Below are 19,201 nucleotides of genomic sequence, written 5' to 3'. Positions count from 1 at the left end.
TTTCAAAGGAGAAATCATGGCTGAAAGCCTTGGCGTCGCGGTCATCGGCGCAGGTATGGCCGGCAAGGCCCATGCAGCGGCCTACCGGACTGCGTCCACCCTCTACAGCCCGGTGCTTCCGGAAATCCGTTTGGTCTCCATTGGCGACGTGAACGCCGAGTTCGGCTCGCTCGCAGCCCGTCGCTTCGGTTACGAGCGCAATGACACCTCTTGGCAGGCAATCGCAGCGGCAGACGATATTGACGTAGTGAGCGTGGTTATTGCCAACTCACTGCACCGCGAAGTGGTGGAAGGCCTCCTGGCCGCAGGCAAGCACGTGTTGTGCGAGAAGCCTTTGAGCGATTCACTGCAAGACGCACGTGCCATGGCGGACGCTGCCCGAAATGCCAGTTCCATCGCACGCATCGGATTCACGTTCCGCCGCACTCCGGGCATCGCCTACATCCGGGACCTCATCCAGAATGGCACTCTGGGTAACGTCCTGCACTTCAGCGGCCGCTACTGGACCGACTACGGTTTCAGCCCTGAAGCCCCCATGAGTTGGCGCTACAAAGGCGGACCCGGCTCCGGTGCCCTTGCCGACGTCGGAAGCCATCTGACGTACGTCTCCGAGTTTCTGTGCGGTGACATAAAATCCATCAGCGGCGGTCGCCTCACCACAGCGATCGATAAGCGGCCTTTGCCGCTTAGCGCAGTCATGGGACATGACCATGTAGCCGTCAGCGACACCTTCGAAGCTGTTGAGAACGACGACTATGCAGCGTTCAACGCGGAGTTTGCGAACGGAGCAGGCAGCTTCGAAGTCTCGCGAGTAGCGGCAGGACACGCCAACAGCCTCCAGTTTGAGGTCTTCTGCGAAAAGGGCGCAGCGAAGTTCGACCAACGTCGCCCTTCGGAGATCCAGTTGTTCCTCCATGACGGTTCCGGCCATGACAACGGCTACCGCCAGGTGATCCTGGGACCAGGCCACCCCTATATTGCAGGCGGCCTTGCCATGGACGCTCCCGAGGTTGGTTTCGGCCAGAATGATGCGTTCGGATACCAGGCCCGCGCCTTCCTGGAGGAGGTTGCAGGCCTTGGCGAGGAGACCTCCCTCCCTCGCTGCGCGACCTTCGACGAAGGTGTTCGCAATATGGAATTGCTCGGCGCCGTAGCCGAGTCGGCGCTTAACAACGGGAAGAAGGTCATGCTGTGAAGCTCGGAGTCTACAATGCAATCCTCCACGACCGGCCGCTCCCGGAGGCATTGAAGGTCATTGCTGACCTTGGACTGACCGGGATTGAAATCAATACCGGCGGGTTTCTGCCTGCCGTCCACGTGCCCACCATGGATCAGATCCTGGAAAGCGACGCCGCCCGCGATGACTACCTGGCTCTTTTCGAGGGAACTGGTGTCTCAATCGCAGGCCTGAACTGCAATGGCAATCCCCTGCACCCGAAACGTGAAATTGGTGAGAAGCATGCCGAAGACATCCGGCGTTCCATCCGACTGGCGCATCGGTTGGGTCAGAAACGGGTAGTCACGATGTCCGGGCTGCCTGGTGGCGAGCCCGGCGCAACCACCGTCAACTGGGTGGTGAATGCCTGGAACTCGGCGGCACTTGACGTTTTGGACTATCAGTGGGGTGTCGCAGCAGATTTCTGGAAGGAAACCGACCGCCTCGCTGCGGACCACGACGTGAAGGTAGCGCTCGAACTGCACCCGCAGAACATCGTCTTCAACACTGCGGACGTCTACAAACTCATCGATCTGACCGGCGCCACAAACGTTGGCGTGGAACTGGATGCTTCGCACCTCTTCTGGCAGCAGATGGATCCTGTTGCGGTGGTGCGCGAACTCGGTCCCCTCGTGTTCCAGGCGGCCGCAAAAGATGTTCGAGTGAACACTGGCAATGCGGCGCTCTACGGAGTGCTGGACAACAGTTTCCGCCGGCTCTCGCCAGATGAGAACCGCACCAACCTTGGCGGCGACGAATGGGCCAATGAATGGCCAAAGAGGTCCGCGTGGGACTTCGTGGCCCTTGGCCGCGGCCACGACACCGCCTTCTGGACGGAGTTCCTCCGTGCGCTGCATGAAGTGGACGCGGACATGCTCGTCAACATCGAGCACGAGGATGTCTCGTTGGGCCGCATCGAAGGGCTGCAGGTGGCAGCTCAGGTCCTTCTGGACGCCGATGCGGAACTATCAGCATCATTGAACCCAACGGCCTGAGGCCCCGTGGCCCGGAGTCTTCGGGACTCATCACTGGGCTCTGATGGGGACAGCGCTGATGCGCTGTCCCCATCTTTTGTTTCCACACAACATGTAGCAACACAGTAAAAAGAAGGGGTCAGAAATGCGTCTTGGAATTGTCGGATACGGAGCCGGCGGGAAGTACTTCCACGCACCGTTCATTGAAGCCGCTGAAGACATCGAACTGGTGGGGGTTGTTGCCCGCTCGCAAGCATCCAAGGCGGCGGTGGAGTCAGACTTTCCGGGGTTGCCCACGTACGGAAGCCTCAGCGAGCTCCTTGCCGCCGGCGTGGATGCTGTAACCATCACCACCCCGCCGCACACCCGTTATGACTTGGTGATGGAGGCCATTCGTTCCGGTGTTCATGTTGTAGCTGACAAGCCGTTCGCCCCGACCGCTGACGCCGCGCGGGAACTTGCCGATGCCGCCACAGAAGCCGGCGTGGTGTTAAACGTGTTCCATAACCGCCGACGCGACGCGGATATCCTGACACTCGCCAAGGTGTTGGCATCGGGAGAACTGGGCCAGATCTGGCGCGTGCATTCCGTCATGGACCAGGACGATGCAGACAGCTTGGAAGGTGGTGTCAGCGGCGGTTTGCTACGCGATTTGGGCAGCCATCTGGTCGACCAAATGCTGTGGCTGCTTGGGCCGGTGAGCCACGTGCACGCGATCCTGGATTGGACTGACCGGTTTGGCGAGCGAACGGACTGCGGCTTCTTTGTCACCATGACTCACGCCTCCGGAGCGATCTCCACCGTGTCGGCAAGCAAGCTTAACCACGCCGCAGCCAGGGAACTACGCGCTTACGGCAGCGAGGGCAGCTACATTGCTTCGGGTTCCGACGTTCAAGCGGATGCAGTGAAGCAGGGACGCAGGCCGGCAACGGAGCCCGCTACCTGGGGCATTGACGCACGGGAGAATTGGGGAACCCTTTCCCGCAGGGGCGGGCGTGAGCTTGTCCCGTCCGAGCAAGGAAATTACACCGGCTTTTACACAGAGTTCGCTAGGGCTGCCCGTGGCGACGGCCCCGAACCAGTACCGGCATCAGAAGGGATCCAAACCCTCGAAGTCCTGGACGCAGCCCGACGCAGCGCGCTGGAGAAAGTCGTGATTGCGCTCTAAAGAGTCCATGCTCCACGACGCGGAAAACGCCCGACGCCAGCCGGCGTCGGGCGTTTTCCGCGTCGTTATCTTACAAACACGGCCTCAGAGGGAAACCGTTCTACTGCGTCACCCGGCTACTTCCAGCCTTCTCTTTGAAAAGGTGCTCCAGCTCCTCAAGGGACTTGCCTTTGGTCTCCGGCACGGTGCGCTTGACCCACACAATGGCGCACAACTGCAGCGCAACGAAGATGAAGAATGTTGCGGAGACTCCCATGAGCGAGACCAACTGCGGGAAGAAGAAGCCGATCAGGAAGTTGATCATCCACAACACAAAAACGCAGATACCCATGCCGATGCCACGGACGTGCATGGGAAAGATTTCGGACATGGTCAGCCATGTCACGGTTCCAATACATCCCTGCATGGAAGCAAGGAACGTCACCATGAACAGCAACACCAGATAGCCACGTAAGGTACTTTCCGGCAGGGCAAGGGAAATAAGCGCAATGGCCGTCAGCGATGACGCCGTCCCGATCAACCCCACAATGAGCATGGGTTTACGGCGCACCCGCGTCATCAGGTACATGCCTACGATGACCGCGGCCACGGATGTCATGCCGTTGAGGACGTTGGCAATAAGAGCCCCCTGGTCCCCAAAACCAGATGAGGACAAGATGGTGGTCCCGTAATACATGATGGCGTTGACGCCACTGATCTGGTTGATGATGGCCATCCCAAGCCCGACCACGAATATTCTGCGTATCCATGGCACTGAGAGATCCTTGAACGTCCCGAGCTTGGACTGATAGTCCTCCCTGGCCGCCTGGCGCACTTCGTCGAACTCAGCCCCGACATCCCCTGCACTGCGTGTGGAGCGAAGCACTTCCAGTACCTCACCGAATCGACCCGCCGATGCCAGCCAGCGGGGGCTCTCCGGCAGCACGAGCATGCCGAACCAAAGAACCACAGCCGGAAGCGTGGCAATCACCAGCATCCAGCGCCACACATGCATTTCTTCCGGGAACAGGTTGCCCAGCACCGCGTTGAAGGTAAAAGCCAGGAACTGACCGGTCACGATCATGAGCTCATTCTGGGTGACGATCCTGCCGCGCTGGGCGGCCGGCGACATCTCTGCCAGATAGACGGGCACGATCACTGAGGCACCGCCGACGGCGAGACCCAGTATCGTCCGGGCAAGGACCAGGAGCTCAGTGCTTGGCGCCAGGGAGCAGCCCACGGTGGCGAAGGCGAAGATCAGGGCAAGTCCCATGATCGTCTTGCGCCTTCCAAAGCGATCAGACAACCGTCCCGCGCTGATTGCACCGAATGCGGCCCCGAAGAGCAGGGTGGAGGTGACCAGGCCTTCTGTCAACGGCGTCAGGCCAAGGTCTTTCTGCATGAAAGGCAGGGCGCCATTTATTACGCCGGTGTCATAGCCGAACAGCAGTCCACCGAAAGTAGAGAACAGAGCTACCTTGCGGAGGAACTTCTTGGGATTTTCCGGTTTTTGGGTCTTGCCGGATGTTGCGGGAAGACTTTCAAGCGGCCCAGTAGAGGCCTTGATTAATGACGACTTGGTCATGGCGTCCTTTCTCGCAACCGCTTTAGTGTGTCCGGGCAACGTAGTCGAGCATCGTCTTCAACTGGTAGCGGGAAACATCGTCGGCCTTCTCATCCTCGGCGAATACTGACGAGACCATGACGGTGTTGTCCTTGTCCAGGAAGCCAATCTCTTTCAGGCCGCCAAAGAACTCGTCCCAATTCACGTCGCCGTCACCGATCTTGAGGTGCTGGTGCACGCGGACCGCGTTGCCCGGCGGATTGGTGATGTACCGCAGGCCATGGGATGCGTGGTGGTTCATGGTGTCCGAGACGTGCACCAAGCGAAGCTTGTCCCCCGCTGCCCGCATGATGTCCAAAGGCCTGTTGCCCATATGGAAACTGTGCGACGCAACGTAGACCATCCCGATGTTCGGTGAGTTGACGCCCCTGATGACGCGGAGGGCAGCCAGGCCGTCCTCCACGAAGTCATCAGGGTGCGGATCGATCAGGACATCCAGGTCCTCGCGCTCGATGATCGGCAGCAGCTCTTCCATGGAGCGGTAAAACGCACGCTCGGATTCCTCGGCCTTTTCCGGCCGCCCGCTGAACTCGGTGTTCATGGTTTGAACGCCGAGGTCTACCGCAATTTGGATGGCTCGCTTCCAGTAACGGACGGCAGCCTCCCGTGCGTCCTCATCTGGGCCGGACCAACGCAAGACCGGCAGTACTGAAGCGATTTCGACTCCTGCGTCCCTGCAAGCCGCTTTCAGCTTGCCCACTAGTTCGTCGTCCGCCTTGGGGTGGTTATAGAACGGGATGAGATCCGCGTGCGGGGTCATCTGCAGGTATTTGTAGCCGAGATCGGCCGCCACTTTCGGGAACTCCAACAGGGTGTGGCTGTGATGGAACGGTGTGGGATCGAGTGCAATTTTCATGTGGTGTGTCCCTACTTGTACAGTTCAGGCTTGGTATTCAGCTGGACCTTGACTTTTTCGCCAGACTTCTGGGCTTCGACGCCGGCCTCGCAGCAAGCAGCGGTGGCGTAGCCGTCCCAAGCGGTTGGACCGCCGATTTCGCCGCGAAGTGCGGCGTCCACCCAGGCCTGCACCTCGACGTCGTACGCTGCACCGAAACGTTCCTCGAAGCCGGGGGTGACGTTGCCGCCCCATTTGCCGGCGGCCTGGACGTACGGTCCGTTGTCCCCGCCAATGCTGACAATTCCGTCCTCGAACGACGCCTGCGTGGCCACTTGGTAGCCGAACTTGGCGTTCACATAGATTTCGACATCAGCCAGCACGCCGGACTCTGTTTCCAGCAGCACATGCTGAGGATCATGCTGGCCGTTGGGCGCACTGCGTGTCGGCTTGCCGAGCCGGACCTGAACGGAAGTGATTTCCTCACCCGTGAAATACCTGATGGCATCGAACTCGTGCACCACTGAGTCGTTGATCAGCATCTCGTTGGTGAAACCCTCGGGAGTGGTGGGGTTCCGGTGCTGGTGGTGCAACATCAGCAGTTCACCAAGTTCGCTGGAGCGGATGATGGAACCCAGCGCCGCGTACTCGGCGTCGAAGCGGCGCATGAAACCCACCTGGATGCGCTTGTGACCCAAAGCCAGCTCGCTCTGGACTACCTTCCAGGCGCTCTCAGCGTCCGGGGTCAGCGGCTTCTCGCAAAGGATAGGGAAATCTTTCTGAAGAGCTTTGTACAGGATTTCCTCGTGGAGGAAACCCGGGGTGGCAATCAGGACGGCGTTGACGTCACCATTGTTGAGTGCCTCATCGGCACTTGCCAGCGCCACGGCACCGTCGATTCCTTCAAGGGCGGCTTCCGCACGTGCAAGGTCAAGGTCGACGACGGCGGCTACTTCAGCGCCGTGAATGCGCCTGCTCAGGCGCTTGATGTGGTCCGCACCCATGCGGCCAGCGCCGATGACGGCAACGCGGAGAGTCTTTGTCACTGTTTCAATCCTTTGGTGAGTGGGGTTGCAACTGGAGTGGGCCGCCGCTACTGGACACGGGTCCGGGACCCGCAGGACAGCAGGTAGCTCCGCGTGCGCTTGGCAATCGGCATGGGAACATCAAACGCCACCGGGTACATGTCCTGCTCAACGATGCCGAAGATCGGCCGGTTGAGGGCCTCAACGGCTTCGATCACGGCGCGAAGGTCAGGAAGCCCGTTCGGCGGTTCGGTCATGACACCGGCCAGGTTCGCCGCGGCCCACGTCATGTTCTTCTCGTTGACTTCGGCAAGGACCTCGGGGTTGATCTGCTTGAGATGCAGGTAGCCGATGCGGTCCGGGTAATTCTTGATCAGTTCCAGGCTCGAAGCGCCACAGTACTCAGCGTGCCCGGTGTCCAGGCAAAGGTTCAGGTACTGCGGATCCGTTGCCGCCAGCAGGGTTTCGATGTCCTTCTGCGCACCAACGTGGGAGTCCGCGTGGGAGTGGAACTGCTGGTGCAGGCCGAACTCCTCCAGGAGGACCTTGCCCATGCGGTTGTGGCCGGCCAAGAGGTCCGACCATTGCCGGTCGTTGAGTTCGCCGCTCTCCACAGCATCGCCGGTAACGTCATCACGCCACATGGCCGGAATGACCACGATGTGCTCGCCGCCCATGGCCGCCGTGAGTTCGGCAACCCTACGGGCCGGCTCCCATGCTTCCTCGTACTGCTGGGCGCCGCGATGAAATGCCGTGAAGACTGTTCCTGCGGTGACCTTCAGGTCGCGTTGCTTGAGTTCCTCCGCAAGGCGGGTGGGATCGTCCGGGAGGTATCCGTAGGGACCCAGCTCGATCCACTTGTAGCCGGATTCGGCAACTTCATCCAGGAACCGTTCCCAAGGTGTTTGCTTGGGGTCATCCGGGAACCAGACACCCCACGAGTCCGGTGCAGTGCCAATAATCAGCTTGTTCTCAACATCAGTCATGACAGCGTTGTCTTTCTGCTCCGATCCGTAATGCCCTGGCGGGCTGCCCAGGCAGTACGGATGGGGTTCTAGTTGGAGGGGAAGTTGTAGGAGGCGCCGGAGGCGTGGTGGGTTTCGGGCCAGCGGGAGGTAATGACTTTGCCGCGGGTGTAGAAGGAGACGCCTTCGGGGCCGTAGATGTGCTTGTCACCGAACAGCGATGCCTTCCAACCGCCGAAGGAGTGATAGGCAACCGGGACAGGCAGGGGGACGTTGATGCCGATCATACCCACGGTGACGGAGCGCTGGAACTTCCGCGCAGCGGCGCCGGAAGAGGTGAAGATCGCGGTGCCGTTGCCGTAAGGGTTGGAGTTGATCAGCGCGATGCCATCCTCCAGGGTGTCCACACGGACAACCACCAGGACCGGCCCGAAGATCTCCTCGGTGTAGGCGGTCATTTCGGTTTTGACGTGGTCGATCACGGTGGGGCCAACCCAGAAGCCTTCTTCATGGCCCGGCACCACCAGATCGCGGCCGTCCACCACCATGGCAGCGCCGGCAGCTTCTGCTTCGGTGACGATCCTGACGATGCGTTCCTTGGAGGCCGGGGTAATGACCGGGCCCATTTCAGCGTCGGGTTCGGTTCCGTTGTTGACCTGAACAGCCAGGGCACGCTCTTCAACCTTCTTGACCAGCAGGTCCGCAGCATCCCCCACGGCCACGGCAACGGAGATCGCCATGCACCGCTCGCCGGCGGAACCGAACGCTGCAGCGGCAAGGTGGTCGGCAGCGTTGTCCAGGTCAGCGTCCGGGAGGACGATCGCGTGGTTCTTCGCCCCGCCCAAGGCCTGGACGCGCTTGCCGTGCTTGGTGGCGGTCTCGTGGACGTACTGGGCGATCGGGGTGGATCCAACGAAGGAGATGCCGTCCACGTCCGGGTGGGTCAGCAGGCCATCGACGGTTTCCTTGCCGCCGTGAAGAACCTGGAACACGCCGTCAGGCAGACCAGCCTGCTTCCAGAGCTTGGCCAGCAGCATCGACGCGGAGGGATCACGCTCGGAGGGCTTGAGGATGAAGGCGTTGCCGGTGGCGATGGCCATCGGTGCCATCCACAGCGGCACCATGACGGGGAAGTTGAACGGGGTAATACCTGCCACCACACCCAGGGGCTCGCGGAAGGAGAACACGTCAATGCCGGTGGACACCTGGTCCGAGTAATCACCCTTGAGCAGGGTGGGGATACCGCAGGCGAACTCGATGACTTCGAGCCCGCGGCCGATCTCACCCTTGGCATCGGAAAGGACTTTGCCGTGCTCGGCAGTGATCAGCTCAGCGAGTTCGTCCACATGCGCTGCAACGAGTTCGCGGAACTTGAACAGCACGGCGGTGCGCTTGGCCAGGGAGATATCGCCCCAGGAATCGGCTGCCTTGCGGGCCGCTGCAACGGTGGCGTTCAGGTCCGCTTCGTTGGCCAGGCGCAGTTCAGCGGTGACCTGGCCGGTGGCCGGGTTGTAGACCGGCTGGGTACGGTCGCCTTCGCCGGCTGATTCAGCGCCGTTGATGAAGTGGTGGATGGTGGTCAATGTGGTCGTCGTCGACATCTGCGGATTTCCTTTATGGTCTGTGGATCTACGTGTCTGGGAGTCAGCCAAGCAGCTTGCGCTGACGGCTCTTGTGATCGGTGTAGGTGATGTACGCCTGCTGGGTGGATTCAAGTTCGGAGACGGCCGAAACCGGAACATCCCACCACGACTCGGATGAGGGAGCATCCAGCAGCGGATCGGATTCAACGTGGATCACGATCGGGCCTGTCTCCTCAGGAGCCGCCTTAGCTTCCTTGATGGCGGCGCCCAGTGCCTCAATGACGTTCTCTCCGGGTTCGATCCGGATGACTTTGGCACCCAGGGATTCGGCATTGGTGGCCAAATCGATGGGAAGGTTCTCACCGGCGTCGAAACTGTGCTGCTCCTTGTCCAGCACGCGGTACTGGGTACCGAAGCGCTGTGACCCGAGGGACTCGGACAAGGAACCGATGGAGGCGTAGCCGTGGTTCTGGATCAGGACCACAATAAGCTTGATGCGTTCGGCGACGGCGGTAACCAGCTCGGTGTGCATCATCAGGTAGGAGCCATCCCCCACCATCACCACCACATCGCGGTCAGGTCCGCCGGCGGCAGCCTCGGCCAGCGCGGCGCGCTTCACACCCAGGCCGCCCGGGATTTCGTAACCCATGCAGGAGTACGCATATTCAACGTGGTAGCCGAAGGGGTCCCGGACGCGCCACATCTTGTGGAGATCGCCCGGGAGTGAACCGGCGGCGCAAATGACCACATCCTGGTCGTCCATGGCCTTGTTGGTGGCACCGATGATCTCGTTCTGGGCTGGCAACGGGGTGTAACGGGTCTCGAAGGCCTCGTCCACAATCGCGTTCCAACGCTTCTTCTCCGCCGCGACTTTATCTTCCAGGTCGGCATCGACGCGGTAACCGCCCAAGGCCTGGTTGAGCTTCACCAGTGCCTTACGGGCGTCGGCGACGATCGGCAGGGTGGTGCCGTGCTTGTAGGCGTCGATCGCGGCAACGTTGATGTTCACGAACTTCACGTCCGGGTTCTGGAACGCCGTACGGGACGCTGTGGTGAAGTCCTCGTAGCGCGTACCAATGCCGATGATGAGGTCCGCTTCGGCAGCGATGGCGTTGGCCGCCGTCGTACCGGTTGAACCGATGGCACCGAGGGAGAACTTGTGGTCCCACGGAAGGACGCCGACGCCGGCCTGCGTGTTACCCACCGGAATACCCGTCAGCTCAGCAAACCTGGCCAGTTCCTCGTTTGCGTAAGCATAGAGAACACCGCCACCCGCAATAACCAACGGCTTTTTAGCTGCCCGGATGGCTTCTACCGCGCGACGGATGTCGTCGTCTTCAGCTTCGGGACGGCGGATGCGCCATTCTCGCTCGGCCAGGAACTCTTCTGGAACGTCGAAGGCCTCGGCCTGGACGTCCTGCGGCAAGGAGATGGTCACCGCGCCGGTTTCAGCAGGGTCGGTCAGCACCCGTAGTCCGTGGTGGAACGCGGAGAACAACTGCTCCGGACGGGAGACCCGGTCAAAGAACTTGGACAGCGGACGGAAGGCATCGTTAACGGTGATGTCATAGGCGTGCGGCAACTCAAGCTGCTGCAGTACGGGATCCGCTGCACGCGTCGCGAAGGTGTCGCTGGGAAGCAACAGCACCGGCAAGCGGTTGGTGGTGGCCAGCGCTGCGCCGGTCAGCAGGTTCGACGAGCCAGGACCAATGGAGGTGCTGATCGCGAACGTCTGGCGACGACGGGTGTGGCGGGCATAGCCGACGGCTTGGTGCACTTGGGCCTGCTCATTGCGGCCCTGGTAGTAGGGCATGATGGCGGGATCCGCGGCCTGGTACTGCTTCAGGGCCTGGCCCACACCGGCCACGTTGCCGTGGCCAAAGATACCGAACGTCCCCGGAATCAGGCGCTCACGGAACTGAACGCCATCAATAGAGTCAACGGTGTACTGCTTCGACAGGAACTCCACCACGGCTTGTGCCACGGTCATCCGACGGGTTGCTGTGCCTGTACTCGTCCCCATGGGAATTACTCCGATACTTTCACTGGAATGCGGTCTGAGGAGGCATGCCCTTGGCTGTTTGCGTTGGCTGCGGCAGCGGGCGCCGGGGTGTTCAGCAGCGAGGCGGCCGTGGCTACGGCACCTGCAACGTCGCCGTCGTGCGGGTACAGCAGGGTGCGCCCCACGGTGAGGCCCTGTACTCCGGGAAGAGCAAGGGCTGCCTGCCACGAAGCGAAAACTTCATCCTGGCTGCCGTCCGGGTCCCCGCCCAAAAGAACGGTGGGCAGTGTGGTGGAGGCCATCACACGCTCCATGTCCTGCACCACCGGAAGCTTCATCCAGGTGTAGGCGCTGGTTGACCCGAGGCCTTCTGCGATACCTACGGACTTGATCACGGCGTCGGCGCGGAGGTCGTTGCGGACCTTGCCGTTGGCGTCGCGGATGGAGAGGAACGGCTCCACCATGGCGATGAGTTTGCGCTCGGCCAGGGAATCGATGGCTTTGGCGGTGGCCTCAAGGGTGGCAACGGTATCCGGGTCACCCAGGCAGATGCGGGTGAGCATCTTGCCGCCGTCAGCGCCCAGCGCCTCCAGGGCAGACGCCGTGTGGCCGGTGAAGCGGTCATCGAACTCGTTGACCAGGCCGGCCAGGCCACCGCGGTTCATGGAACCGAACACCAACTTCCCTTCCAACGCACCTAAGAGAAGAAGGTCATCCATGATGTCCGGTGACGCGAGGATTCCGTCCACGGCCGGGTTGGCCAACGCGATCTGCAGGCGGTCAAGGAGGTCGCGCCGGTCAGCCATGGCCATCGGCTGAGGACCAACTGACAGCGCACCGCGGGCAGGGTGGTCCGCCGCGACAATGAAGCTCTGCTGACCGTATTTGAGGCCAGGATGCCGACGACGGGTGGCTGCTGCGCGGGAAATGGACTCCGGGTCCTCCAAGCGCTGGCGGCTCAAGTGCTCGTAACGGCGCGGGTCTTCGCTGAGGCTCAACGCACGGCTCCTTCTGTGACTGGTGCAGCTGCGGCATTGGCCGAAGCACCGGGGATGGGGCGGCCACGCTCGGCCAGCAATGCATTGACCTCGTGGGGCGTGGGCATGGCATCCGCGCAGGACAGCCGGGAGGCAACAATGGCGCCGGAGGCGTTGGCGTAATCCAGGACTTCGGACAGTGGCCAGCCCGAGAGCAGGCCGTGGACAAAGGCGCCACCGAAGGAGTCGCCGGCACCCAGTCCGTTGAGGGTTTGCACCGGAACCGGGGCGGAGACCACACGCTCGGTGCGGGTCTTGGCCATCACGCCTTCGGGGCCGAGTTTCACCACGGCGATTTCGACTCCGGCATCCAGGAGTCGATCCGCCTGCTCATCAGGGGTCCCCTCGCCTACCGCCACGGCGCATTCCTTGTCGTTACCGATGGCCACGGTCACGTGCGGGAGGATCTTGGCCACCTCGGCACGCGCTTCTTCCTCGGAGTTCCAGAACATCGGCCGGTAGTCCAGGTCCAGGATGGTGAACTGACCGTCCTTTAGTTCCGTGCGGGGACGGGCCTGGTGTGCGGCCAAGTGTGCCGTGCGGGAGGGTTCCTGGCACAGGCCGGTGACCGTGGACCAGAAGATTCCTGCGTCCCGGATGGCGTCCAGGTCCAGCTCATCGGCGTGGATCTGGAGATCGGGTGCCGTGGGTGTCCGGCCGTAGAAGTACAGCGGAAATTCGTCGGTGGCGGGCTTGATGGCGCAGAACGTCACCGCCGTCGGGTAGGCGGCAACAGGGGTGACGAACGAGTCGTCAACGCCGAACTTATGTAGTTCCCTGTGCAGGTACTTGCCGAAAGCGTCGTCGCCGGTCCGCGTAATCACGCCGGTGCGGCGGCCGTGACGGGCAGCAGCCACAGCCACGTTGGAGGGTGAGCCTCCGAGGTATTTGCCGAAGGACGAGACGTCCTCCAGGTCCACTCCGATGTCGTTCGGGTAGATATCAACGCTGATGCGCCCGATCGTAAGCAGTTCGTGGGTCACGGTGATCGTTGACCTTTCTCTTGTGAACTCTAAACCTTTGAGCGCTGGGCCCCAATGCCTTGCCACCCCTCAGTGAGCGGGGCCACATGACTACTTTGCACCAGATTTAATGTCCTGTCAAAGGTTTGTACTGACATATTTACAACATGACACCAAGCATCTCTACTTGCTCGGAACGGCCAGTTCTCCCGTGACATATTGGCTGCGTCCGAAGCCGAACGACCAGTCGCCTGGCGAGTTCTCCACATAGCCAACGAAGACGTCCTCGCCGGACACCCCCACCCGCGCAAGGCCCTTGGCGATAGCCTCAAAGAGAGAACTCTTGGAAGCTTGACTGCGCCCACCCTGGGTGAAGATCTGGATCATGACGACGCCGGGGCTTCGCTCAAAACCCAGGCCGGCATCCTGGGCGACGATCTGACCCTGGGCATGCTCAGTGAGGATATGAAAGTAATCCCTCTCCGGAATCCCATACTCCGCGAGGATGGCGTCATGGATGGCGCGGCTTAGGGCGGTCAGCTCCTCCGGCGAGCGGCCTTGGTTGACGTCGATTCGAACAAGCGGCATTTTTATCTCCTAAGTTTGTCCTGTCATACTAACAAATATGCGGAGGCAAACTCAAGAACATCAACTCCGCGGAAGCCCTCCCTGCGACGACGACAATCAACCCCCTTACCGCAGACGGCAAGGGGGTTGAGCGTGATCGGTTGTGGTGTGACCTCGGCAGGCGGCCTAATGAGCCGCCCTGATTTTCTTCAAGTGCAGGCCCCGGCATGGAATGGCTGCCGAAACGAGGGCTTGGCTGTGCTGATGCTGCGGATCCGTAAAGAACCTGTCCGTGTCAGCGAGCTCCACAAGTCGTCCTTGGTAGAGGACTGCCACCCGCTGGCACATGTGCCTCACCACGTCCATGTCATGGGTGATGATCACCAGCGTCAACGCGCGGTCCCGGTGAAGACGCTGCAACAGATCAAGAATGGTCCGCTGGGTCAGAGCATCCAGGGCGGACGTTGCTTCATCACAGATGAGTACTTCGGGCTCCAAGAGCAACGCCCGGGCAATGGTGACCCGCTGCAATTGCCCTCCCGAGCATTGACCCGGGCGCCGGTCCAAAAGGGCGGGATCCAGCTCCACCTCTTCCATGGCGGCGGTGACTCTGCGGGAGCGTTCCCCTGGCGTGAGCTCCGTGCGCGACCGAAGCGGTGCTTCGAGGCTTGCGCGGAGCGTCATCCGCGGGTCAAAGGAATCGTGGGGCTCCTGGAACACCAGCTGCACGGCTGTCGGGCTTGCATCACCGCCCACAAGAGTCCTGCTGATGGTTCCGCTGCTGATGCCTTCGAGCCCAACAATGGCCCGTGCAAGCGTACTCTTCCCTGATCCTGACTGGCCCAGGACACCCAGAATTTCTCCCTGTTTGACGTCCAAGGAGATCGAGTCCAGGGCAGGTCGCCCACGGCGCCTCCCGGATCCGAAGTGTTTCACCACGTTTGTCAGCCTCAGGGCGGTGCGCTGGTGGGTGGGTGGCGCCGCGATTCCCGTGGGAGCAAGGTTGGACGCTTCAAGGAGCCTGCGGGTGTACTCCGTCTTGGGCCGCCCCAAGACCGTCTCGGTAGTGCCGGATTCAACGATCACGCCGGCATCCATGACCAGCACCCTGTCCGCAAAGGCAGCTACTGAGGCAAGGTTATGGGTGATGTAGAGGATCCCCAGGCCGCGCTGGATCCGCTGCCGGTCCAACAACTCCAGGATTTGTTGCTCCAAAACTTTGTCCAGGGCGGACGTTGGCTCGTCCGCCAGAAGGATCTCGGGCTGGCCGGCCAAGGCCATGGCAGTCATGGCTCGTTGCGCCATGCCGCCGGAAAGCTGATGCGGATAAGAGCTTGCGCCCCTCTGCGGATCCTCGAAGCCCACCTCGGCCAACAAGTCAAACACTTTCGTCTTCGCCGCGTGGCCGCGCAGGCCTGCGTGAAGTTTGAGGGGTTCCCGGAGGTGGGCTCCGATGCTCTTATTGGGGTTGAACATCTTTTTTGGCTGCTGGAACAGCATTCCCAACCGGCCACCCCGGATGCGGTTCAACTCTGATTCCGATGCCCCGGTGACATCCAGGGAGCCGAGCCGGACGGAGCCGGACTGAACCCTCAACGGCTGCGGAAGCAGCTGCATGACCGACCGCGCAGTCATGGTCTTCCCCGAACCAGAACCTCCCACGAGCGCCACGAACTCGCCGGGTTTCACTGCCAGGCTGACAGCATCCAGGATGGGGCGCCCCGTCACCGTGCTGTGGACTGTCAGATCCTCAACTATTAGATCAGGCATGCTGGCCCTCCACCACCAGGACGTCCACCGGATCCGAGGCCCGGCGCGATGCCCGTTGACCGATCAATGTCACGCATAGAGCAACCAGAAACACAGCGAATCCGGGAGCGATGATCCCCCACGGCGCCCTTTCTGCGTAGGGTTGCGCTGCCGCCAGCATGGAACCCCAGTCTGATTGCGGCGGCTGGACGCCGAGCCCCAGATAGGACAGGGCGCCTACGCTGATCAGGAGCTGGCCGAAGCGCAGCGTTGCCTGCCCCAGCATTGGGGCGGCCAGATGCGGAAGGATGTGGCGGAAAACAATGAACGACGGCGAACAACCCACCACCCGTGCCGCTTCGACGAAGCCTCTTGCCGAGATGTCATAGGCCAGAGTCCGGGCCAACCGCGCAAACGGCGTCCACCCTGTCACCGTCAGGGCCACCAGCAGTGATGTGAAGCCTGTGCCCATGGCAGCCACAATGAACAAGGCCACCACCATTTCGGGCAACGCCAGCAAGACGTCATTGGTGCGTGTGAACAGCTCATCAAGCCAGCCCTTGCGGCGGGCACTGAGAACACCTATCACCAAACCCATGATGCCGGTGAGCACGGTGGCCAGTAAGGCAACCATCAAAGAGAAGCGGCCGCCGTCGAGCAGTCTGCTCAGCGTGTCCCGCCCAAGGTGGTCCGTTCCCAGCCAGTGCGTAGCGCTGGGAGGTGCAAGCCGTGCGGCGAGGTTCTGATCATCCGGTGGGAACGGCGACAGCCACGGTGCGGCAGCCACAGCACCGACAATAAGCACGAGAATCACGACGGCGGCAGCGTCGATCGCTGAACGGTTACGCAAGGGCGCCACTCACCTTCGGGCTCAGGATCCGATGCAGGAAATCGGCAAGAGTGGTGATCGCGACTGCCAGTGCCACCACTACCACCACACCGCCCTGGGCTAACGGGATGTCGCTGTTGACCACGGCGTCGAACAGGAGCCTGCCCATCCCCGGAATCGCGAAGATCACCTCCACAATCACCGAACCTCCCAGCAGACCCGCAAACCACACCGCAAACAGTGTGGACAACGGCACCAGGCCGTTCGGCACAACATGCCTGATGACTGTCTGAACGTGGCTCAAACCCCGGGCGCGCGCGGCGGAAAGGTGTTCGGCGTCGAGGGCATCGATCATTCCTGACCGCACGGCGGAGGTGAAAAAGCTGATGGGCCGCAGCGCCAGTGTGGCCGCCGGCAGCACGATCGAGGACGCTGTGTTCCATCCCGCAGAGGGCAGCAGGGACAGCTTGAGGGCAAACAGCAGAACCAATAGAGGCGCCAGCCAGTATTCAGGCATGGCGATGAAGGACTGCGTGACCGTGGTGATCAACTTGTCCGTTCTACTTCCTTGTTTCAGCGCCGCAATAATCCCCAACGGCAAAGACACCACCACAGCGGTGCCCAGCGCGACGATCACCAGGCTCAACGTGATGCCCAAAGCCGGCAACACTTGATCAACCACGGGTGTCCTGCTGATATGGGACAACCCCATGTCCCCGGTGAAGAAGTCCCCCAGCCAGCGCAGGTATTGCACGGGGAGGGGGTCGTTGAGTCCAAGGCTCTCGCCCAAAGCCCGAACGGTCGCGTCGTCCACCACATCCCCGGCGACGCGGGAACGGATGATCTTCCGGACAGGGTCGCCCGGGGTCACATAAGGGATCAGGAACACAGCGAAAGACGACAACAGGACGGCGACCACAAGGGTCGCCGTCCGCTTCGTGAGGAACGTTATCATGCCGGTTTGTCCGTAGGCCCGCAGTTTCGTTGCTAGGAGCCGGACTTGGCCGTCTGTGCCGTTAGGACGTAACGGGCCAGCGGATCCTGAACGTAGGAGAGGACGTTGCTGCGGACGGCGTCGGTGGCTTGTTCGTTGACCAGCCAGAGGTTGACTGCCTGGTCGTTCAGCAGTTGACCGGCCTTGGCATACAGCTTGTAGCGTTCCTCGGTAGTGGAAGTGCGGGCAGCTTCGGCAATGATCGCGTCATATTCTTCGTTGCAGAAATGGCTGAGGTTATAAGAACCCTTGCACGTGTAGTCGGCCGTCAGGAAGCCAATGGGATCAGCGATGTCGATGAGCCGGTTGCGCTGACTCAGGATCATGTCGTAGTTGCCGGCCAGAACGTCGGGTTCCGCGGAGGCGTATTCCTTGGCCTGAATAGTTACAGGTACACCGATGTTCTTGAGGTTGTCCTGGATCACGGTTGCGACGTCGGCGAACTCGGCCCTTTCAACAATCGCGATGATTTCCAACGGCTTGGCGGCCGTGTAGCCGGCGGCCGCGAGGAGCTTCTTCGCTTCCTCAACGTCCTGCTTGGGTGGGGTTGCATCGCTCGAGGCCCACGGTTCTGAAGGTGCGTAAGGGCCGGCAGCCGGAAGCGCGGCGCCCTCGTACACGCTGGCAGCCAACGCCTCAAGGTCCAGTGCTGAGCGGAGGGCCTTGCGGAAATCGACGTTGTTGAAAGGCGCCCGGCCGTTGTTCATATACAGCGTGGCCGTGCGTGGTGAGTCTGCCTTCAGCACGGAAACCTCAGGGGCACTCTGCAGAGTGGACAAGGCAGAGGCCGGGATGGAAAGTGAAATATCAGCCTCGCCGGTTTGTACCTGCGCAGCGCGTGTGGCGCCGTTGGTGATGAAGCGGACCTCAGCACCCGCAAGCTGAACCTCTCCGCCCCAGTAGTTTTCGTTGCGGTCCAATGTCAGAGACTGCTTCGCCTTCTCCGATACTGGAGTAAAGGGGCCCGTGCAGTGACCGAAGGGATCAACAGTGGCAGCCCCGTAGGCAGCCGGGGCCAGAATGCCGGTGTTCACGCTTGCAAGCCGGAACGGCACCAGTGGATTCTCCACAGGCGTTGTCACACGAACAGTCTTGGCATCGGTGGCCTTCACGGCACTGACCACGCTTGGGCTGAACGCCCGGGCAGGCACTTTAGCCTCAAGAACGTGATTCAGTGAGGCGGCCACCGCCTCTGCGGTGAGATCGGTCCCATCCTGGAATTTCACGCCTTCACGGAGGGTGAAGTCCCATTCCAACGGCGAGGCCTGCTTCCATTCGGTGGCCAGGAACGGAACCACTTTCCCTTGGGCGGAATCGTACTTGGTGAGGGTCTCCAAGCAGCCGGACAGTGACAGGATATACGCGGCGTCGGACTCGGGGGCCCAGTTGGCCACGGGTGCGCGGAAGTTGTCCACCACGATGCGCTGGTTGGTGTCGGCCACCTTCCCGGCGGAAGCAGGCTGGCCGCCGCTGAGCCCACATCCGGAAAGAGTGAGGAGTGCTGCCAGCCCGAGGGCTGCCGTGGATCGGCTGGGAGTGCGCAAAGGGAACCGCCTGCGTTTTATGCCCGAACGGGTGGGCATGGGGAAAATGGAGACTATTTAGGTTAGCCTTACCTTTTTCTGCATGAAAATTAACCCTCCGGGAACCCGTAACAATGTGTCCGGATTCACTGCCTCGTCATAAGGAACC

The 19,201-nt window shown here is 61.4% G+C and carries 16 protein-coding genes; 3 read left to right on the top strand and 13 right to left on the bottom strand.

From position 1 onward, the window contains the following. The first annotated feature begins 16 nt into the window (after positions 1-16). The 3 genes from AR689_RS00935 to AR689_RS00925 all read left to right on the top strand — a co-directional run bounded on the left by AR689_RS00935 (position 17) and on the right by AR689_RS00925 (position 3,358). Positions 17-1,195: a Gfo/Idh/MocA family protein gene (locus AR689_RS00935; RefSeq protein WP_062065501.1), complete on the top strand. Its 1,179-nt coding sequence runs from the start codon at positions 17-19 to the stop codon at positions 1,193-1,195. Further along, positions 1,192-2,211 (top strand): sugar phosphate isomerase/epimerase family protein, encoded by a 1,020-nt coding sequence (locus AR689_RS00930; RefSeq protein WP_062065498.1) that lies wholly within the window; start codon positions 1,192-1,194, stop codon positions 2,209-2,211. The genes AR689_RS00935 and AR689_RS00930 overlap by 4 nt, the downstream gene beginning before the upstream one ends. A 124-nt stretch (positions 2,212-2,335) precedes the next feature. After that, on the top strand, positions 2,336-3,358 hold the full coding sequence (locus AR689_RS00925) for a Gfo/Idh/MocA family oxidoreductase (RefSeq protein ID WP_062065495.1): 1,023 nt from the start codon (positions 2,336-2,338) through the stop codon (positions 3,356-3,358). Positions 3,359-3,458: 100 nt separating this feature from the next. Here the strand turns inward: AR689_RS00925 and AR689_RS00920 are convergent, their stop codons facing one another. From AR689_RS00920 to AR689_RS00860, 13 genes are all read right to left on the bottom strand, one after another. Next, positions 3,459-4,922, bottom strand: a complete 1,464-nt coding sequence (locus AR689_RS00920; protein ID WP_062065492.1) for a sugar porter family MFS transporter — start codon at positions 4,920-4,922, stop codon at positions 3,459-3,461. A 22-nt stretch (positions 4,923-4,944) separates the two neighbouring features. Then, positions 4,945-5,817 carry a sugar phosphate isomerase/epimerase family protein gene (locus AR689_RS00915; protein ID WP_062065489.1) on the bottom strand — a complete coding sequence of 291 codons (873 nt, stop codon included), beginning with the start codon at positions 5,815-5,817 and terminating at the stop codon, positions 4,945-4,947. 11 nt (positions 5,818-5,828) lie between these two features. Beyond that, complete coding sequence (locus AR689_RS00910) at positions 5,829-6,842, bottom strand: Gfo/Idh/MocA family protein (RefSeq protein ID WP_062065486.1); 1,014 nt, start codon at positions 6,840-6,842, stop codon at positions 5,829-5,831. 47 nt (positions 6,843-6,889) lie between these two features. Next, a complete protein-coding gene (locus AR689_RS00905) occupies positions 6,890-7,807 on the bottom strand; it encodes a sugar phosphate isomerase/epimerase family protein (protein ID WP_062065483.1) in 918 nt (305 codons plus the stop codon). Between the two features lie 68 nt (positions 7,808-7,875). Next, positions 7,876-9,387, bottom strand: a complete 1,512-nt coding sequence (locus AR689_RS00900) for a CoA-acylating methylmalonate-semialdehyde dehydrogenase (RefSeq protein ID WP_062065480.1) — start codon at positions 9,385-9,387, stop codon at positions 7,876-7,878. Positions 9,388-9,430: 43 nt separating this feature from the next. Next, on the bottom strand, positions 9,431-11,359 hold the full coding sequence (iolD, locus tag AR689_RS00895) for a 3D-(3,5/4)-trihydroxycyclohexane-1,2-dione acylhydrolase (decyclizing) (RefSeq protein WP_062065477.1): 1,929 nt from the start codon (positions 11,357-11,359) through the stop codon (positions 9,431-9,433). 38 nt (positions 11,360-11,397) lie between these two features. Continuing rightward, positions 11,398-12,369, bottom strand: a complete 972-nt coding sequence (locus AR689_RS00890) for a Cgl0159 family (beta/alpha)8-fold protein (protein WP_062065474.1) — start codon at positions 12,367-12,369, stop codon at positions 11,398-11,400. After that, complete coding sequence (iolC, locus tag AR689_RS00885; protein ID WP_062065471.1) at positions 12,366-13,391, bottom strand: 5-dehydro-2-deoxygluconokinase; 1,026 nt, start codon at positions 13,389-13,391, stop codon at positions 12,366-12,368. The genes AR689_RS00890 and iolC overlap by 4 nt, the downstream gene beginning before the upstream one ends. 162 nt (positions 13,392-13,553) lie before the next feature. Further along, positions 13,554-13,958 (bottom strand): tautomerase family protein, encoded by a 405-nt coding sequence (locus AR689_RS00880; RefSeq protein ID WP_062065468.1) that lies wholly within the window; start codon positions 13,956-13,958, stop codon positions 13,554-13,556. Positions 13,959-14,123: 165 nt separating this feature from the next. Next, on the bottom strand, positions 14,124-15,707 hold the full coding sequence (locus AR689_RS00875; protein WP_062065465.1) for an ATP-binding cassette domain-containing protein: 1,584 nt from the start codon (positions 15,705-15,707) through the stop codon (positions 14,124-14,126). Continuing rightward, positions 15,700-16,545 (bottom strand): ABC transporter permease, encoded by an 846-nt coding sequence (locus AR689_RS00870; RefSeq protein WP_062065462.1) that lies wholly within the window; start codon positions 16,543-16,545, stop codon positions 15,700-15,702. The genes AR689_RS00875 and AR689_RS00870 overlap by 8 nt, the downstream gene beginning before the upstream one ends. Next, entirely contained in the window at positions 16,529-17,470 is a 942-nt protein-coding gene (locus AR689_RS00865; protein WP_062065459.1) for an ABC transporter permease, read from the bottom strand. Before AR689_RS00865 ends, AR689_RS00870 begins: the two co-directional genes overlap by 17 nt. A 32-nt stretch (positions 17,471-17,502) precedes the next feature. Beyond that, positions 17,503-19,092 carry an ABC transporter substrate-binding protein gene (locus tag AR689_RS00860; protein ID WP_062065456.1) on the bottom strand — a complete coding sequence of 530 codons (1,590 nt, stop codon included), beginning with the start codon at positions 19,090-19,092 and terminating at the stop codon, positions 17,503-17,505. Positions 19,093-19,201 lie beyond the last annotated feature (109 nt).

The sequence above is a fragment of the Arthrobacter sp. EpRS71 genome (genome assembly GCF_001512285.1).
GTDB lineage: Bacteria > Actinomycetota > Actinomycetes > Actinomycetales > Micrococcaceae > Arthrobacter.
The sequence above is the reverse complement of the archived record's forward strand: the minus strand, read 5'-3'. Positions and strand labels throughout refer to the sequence as shown.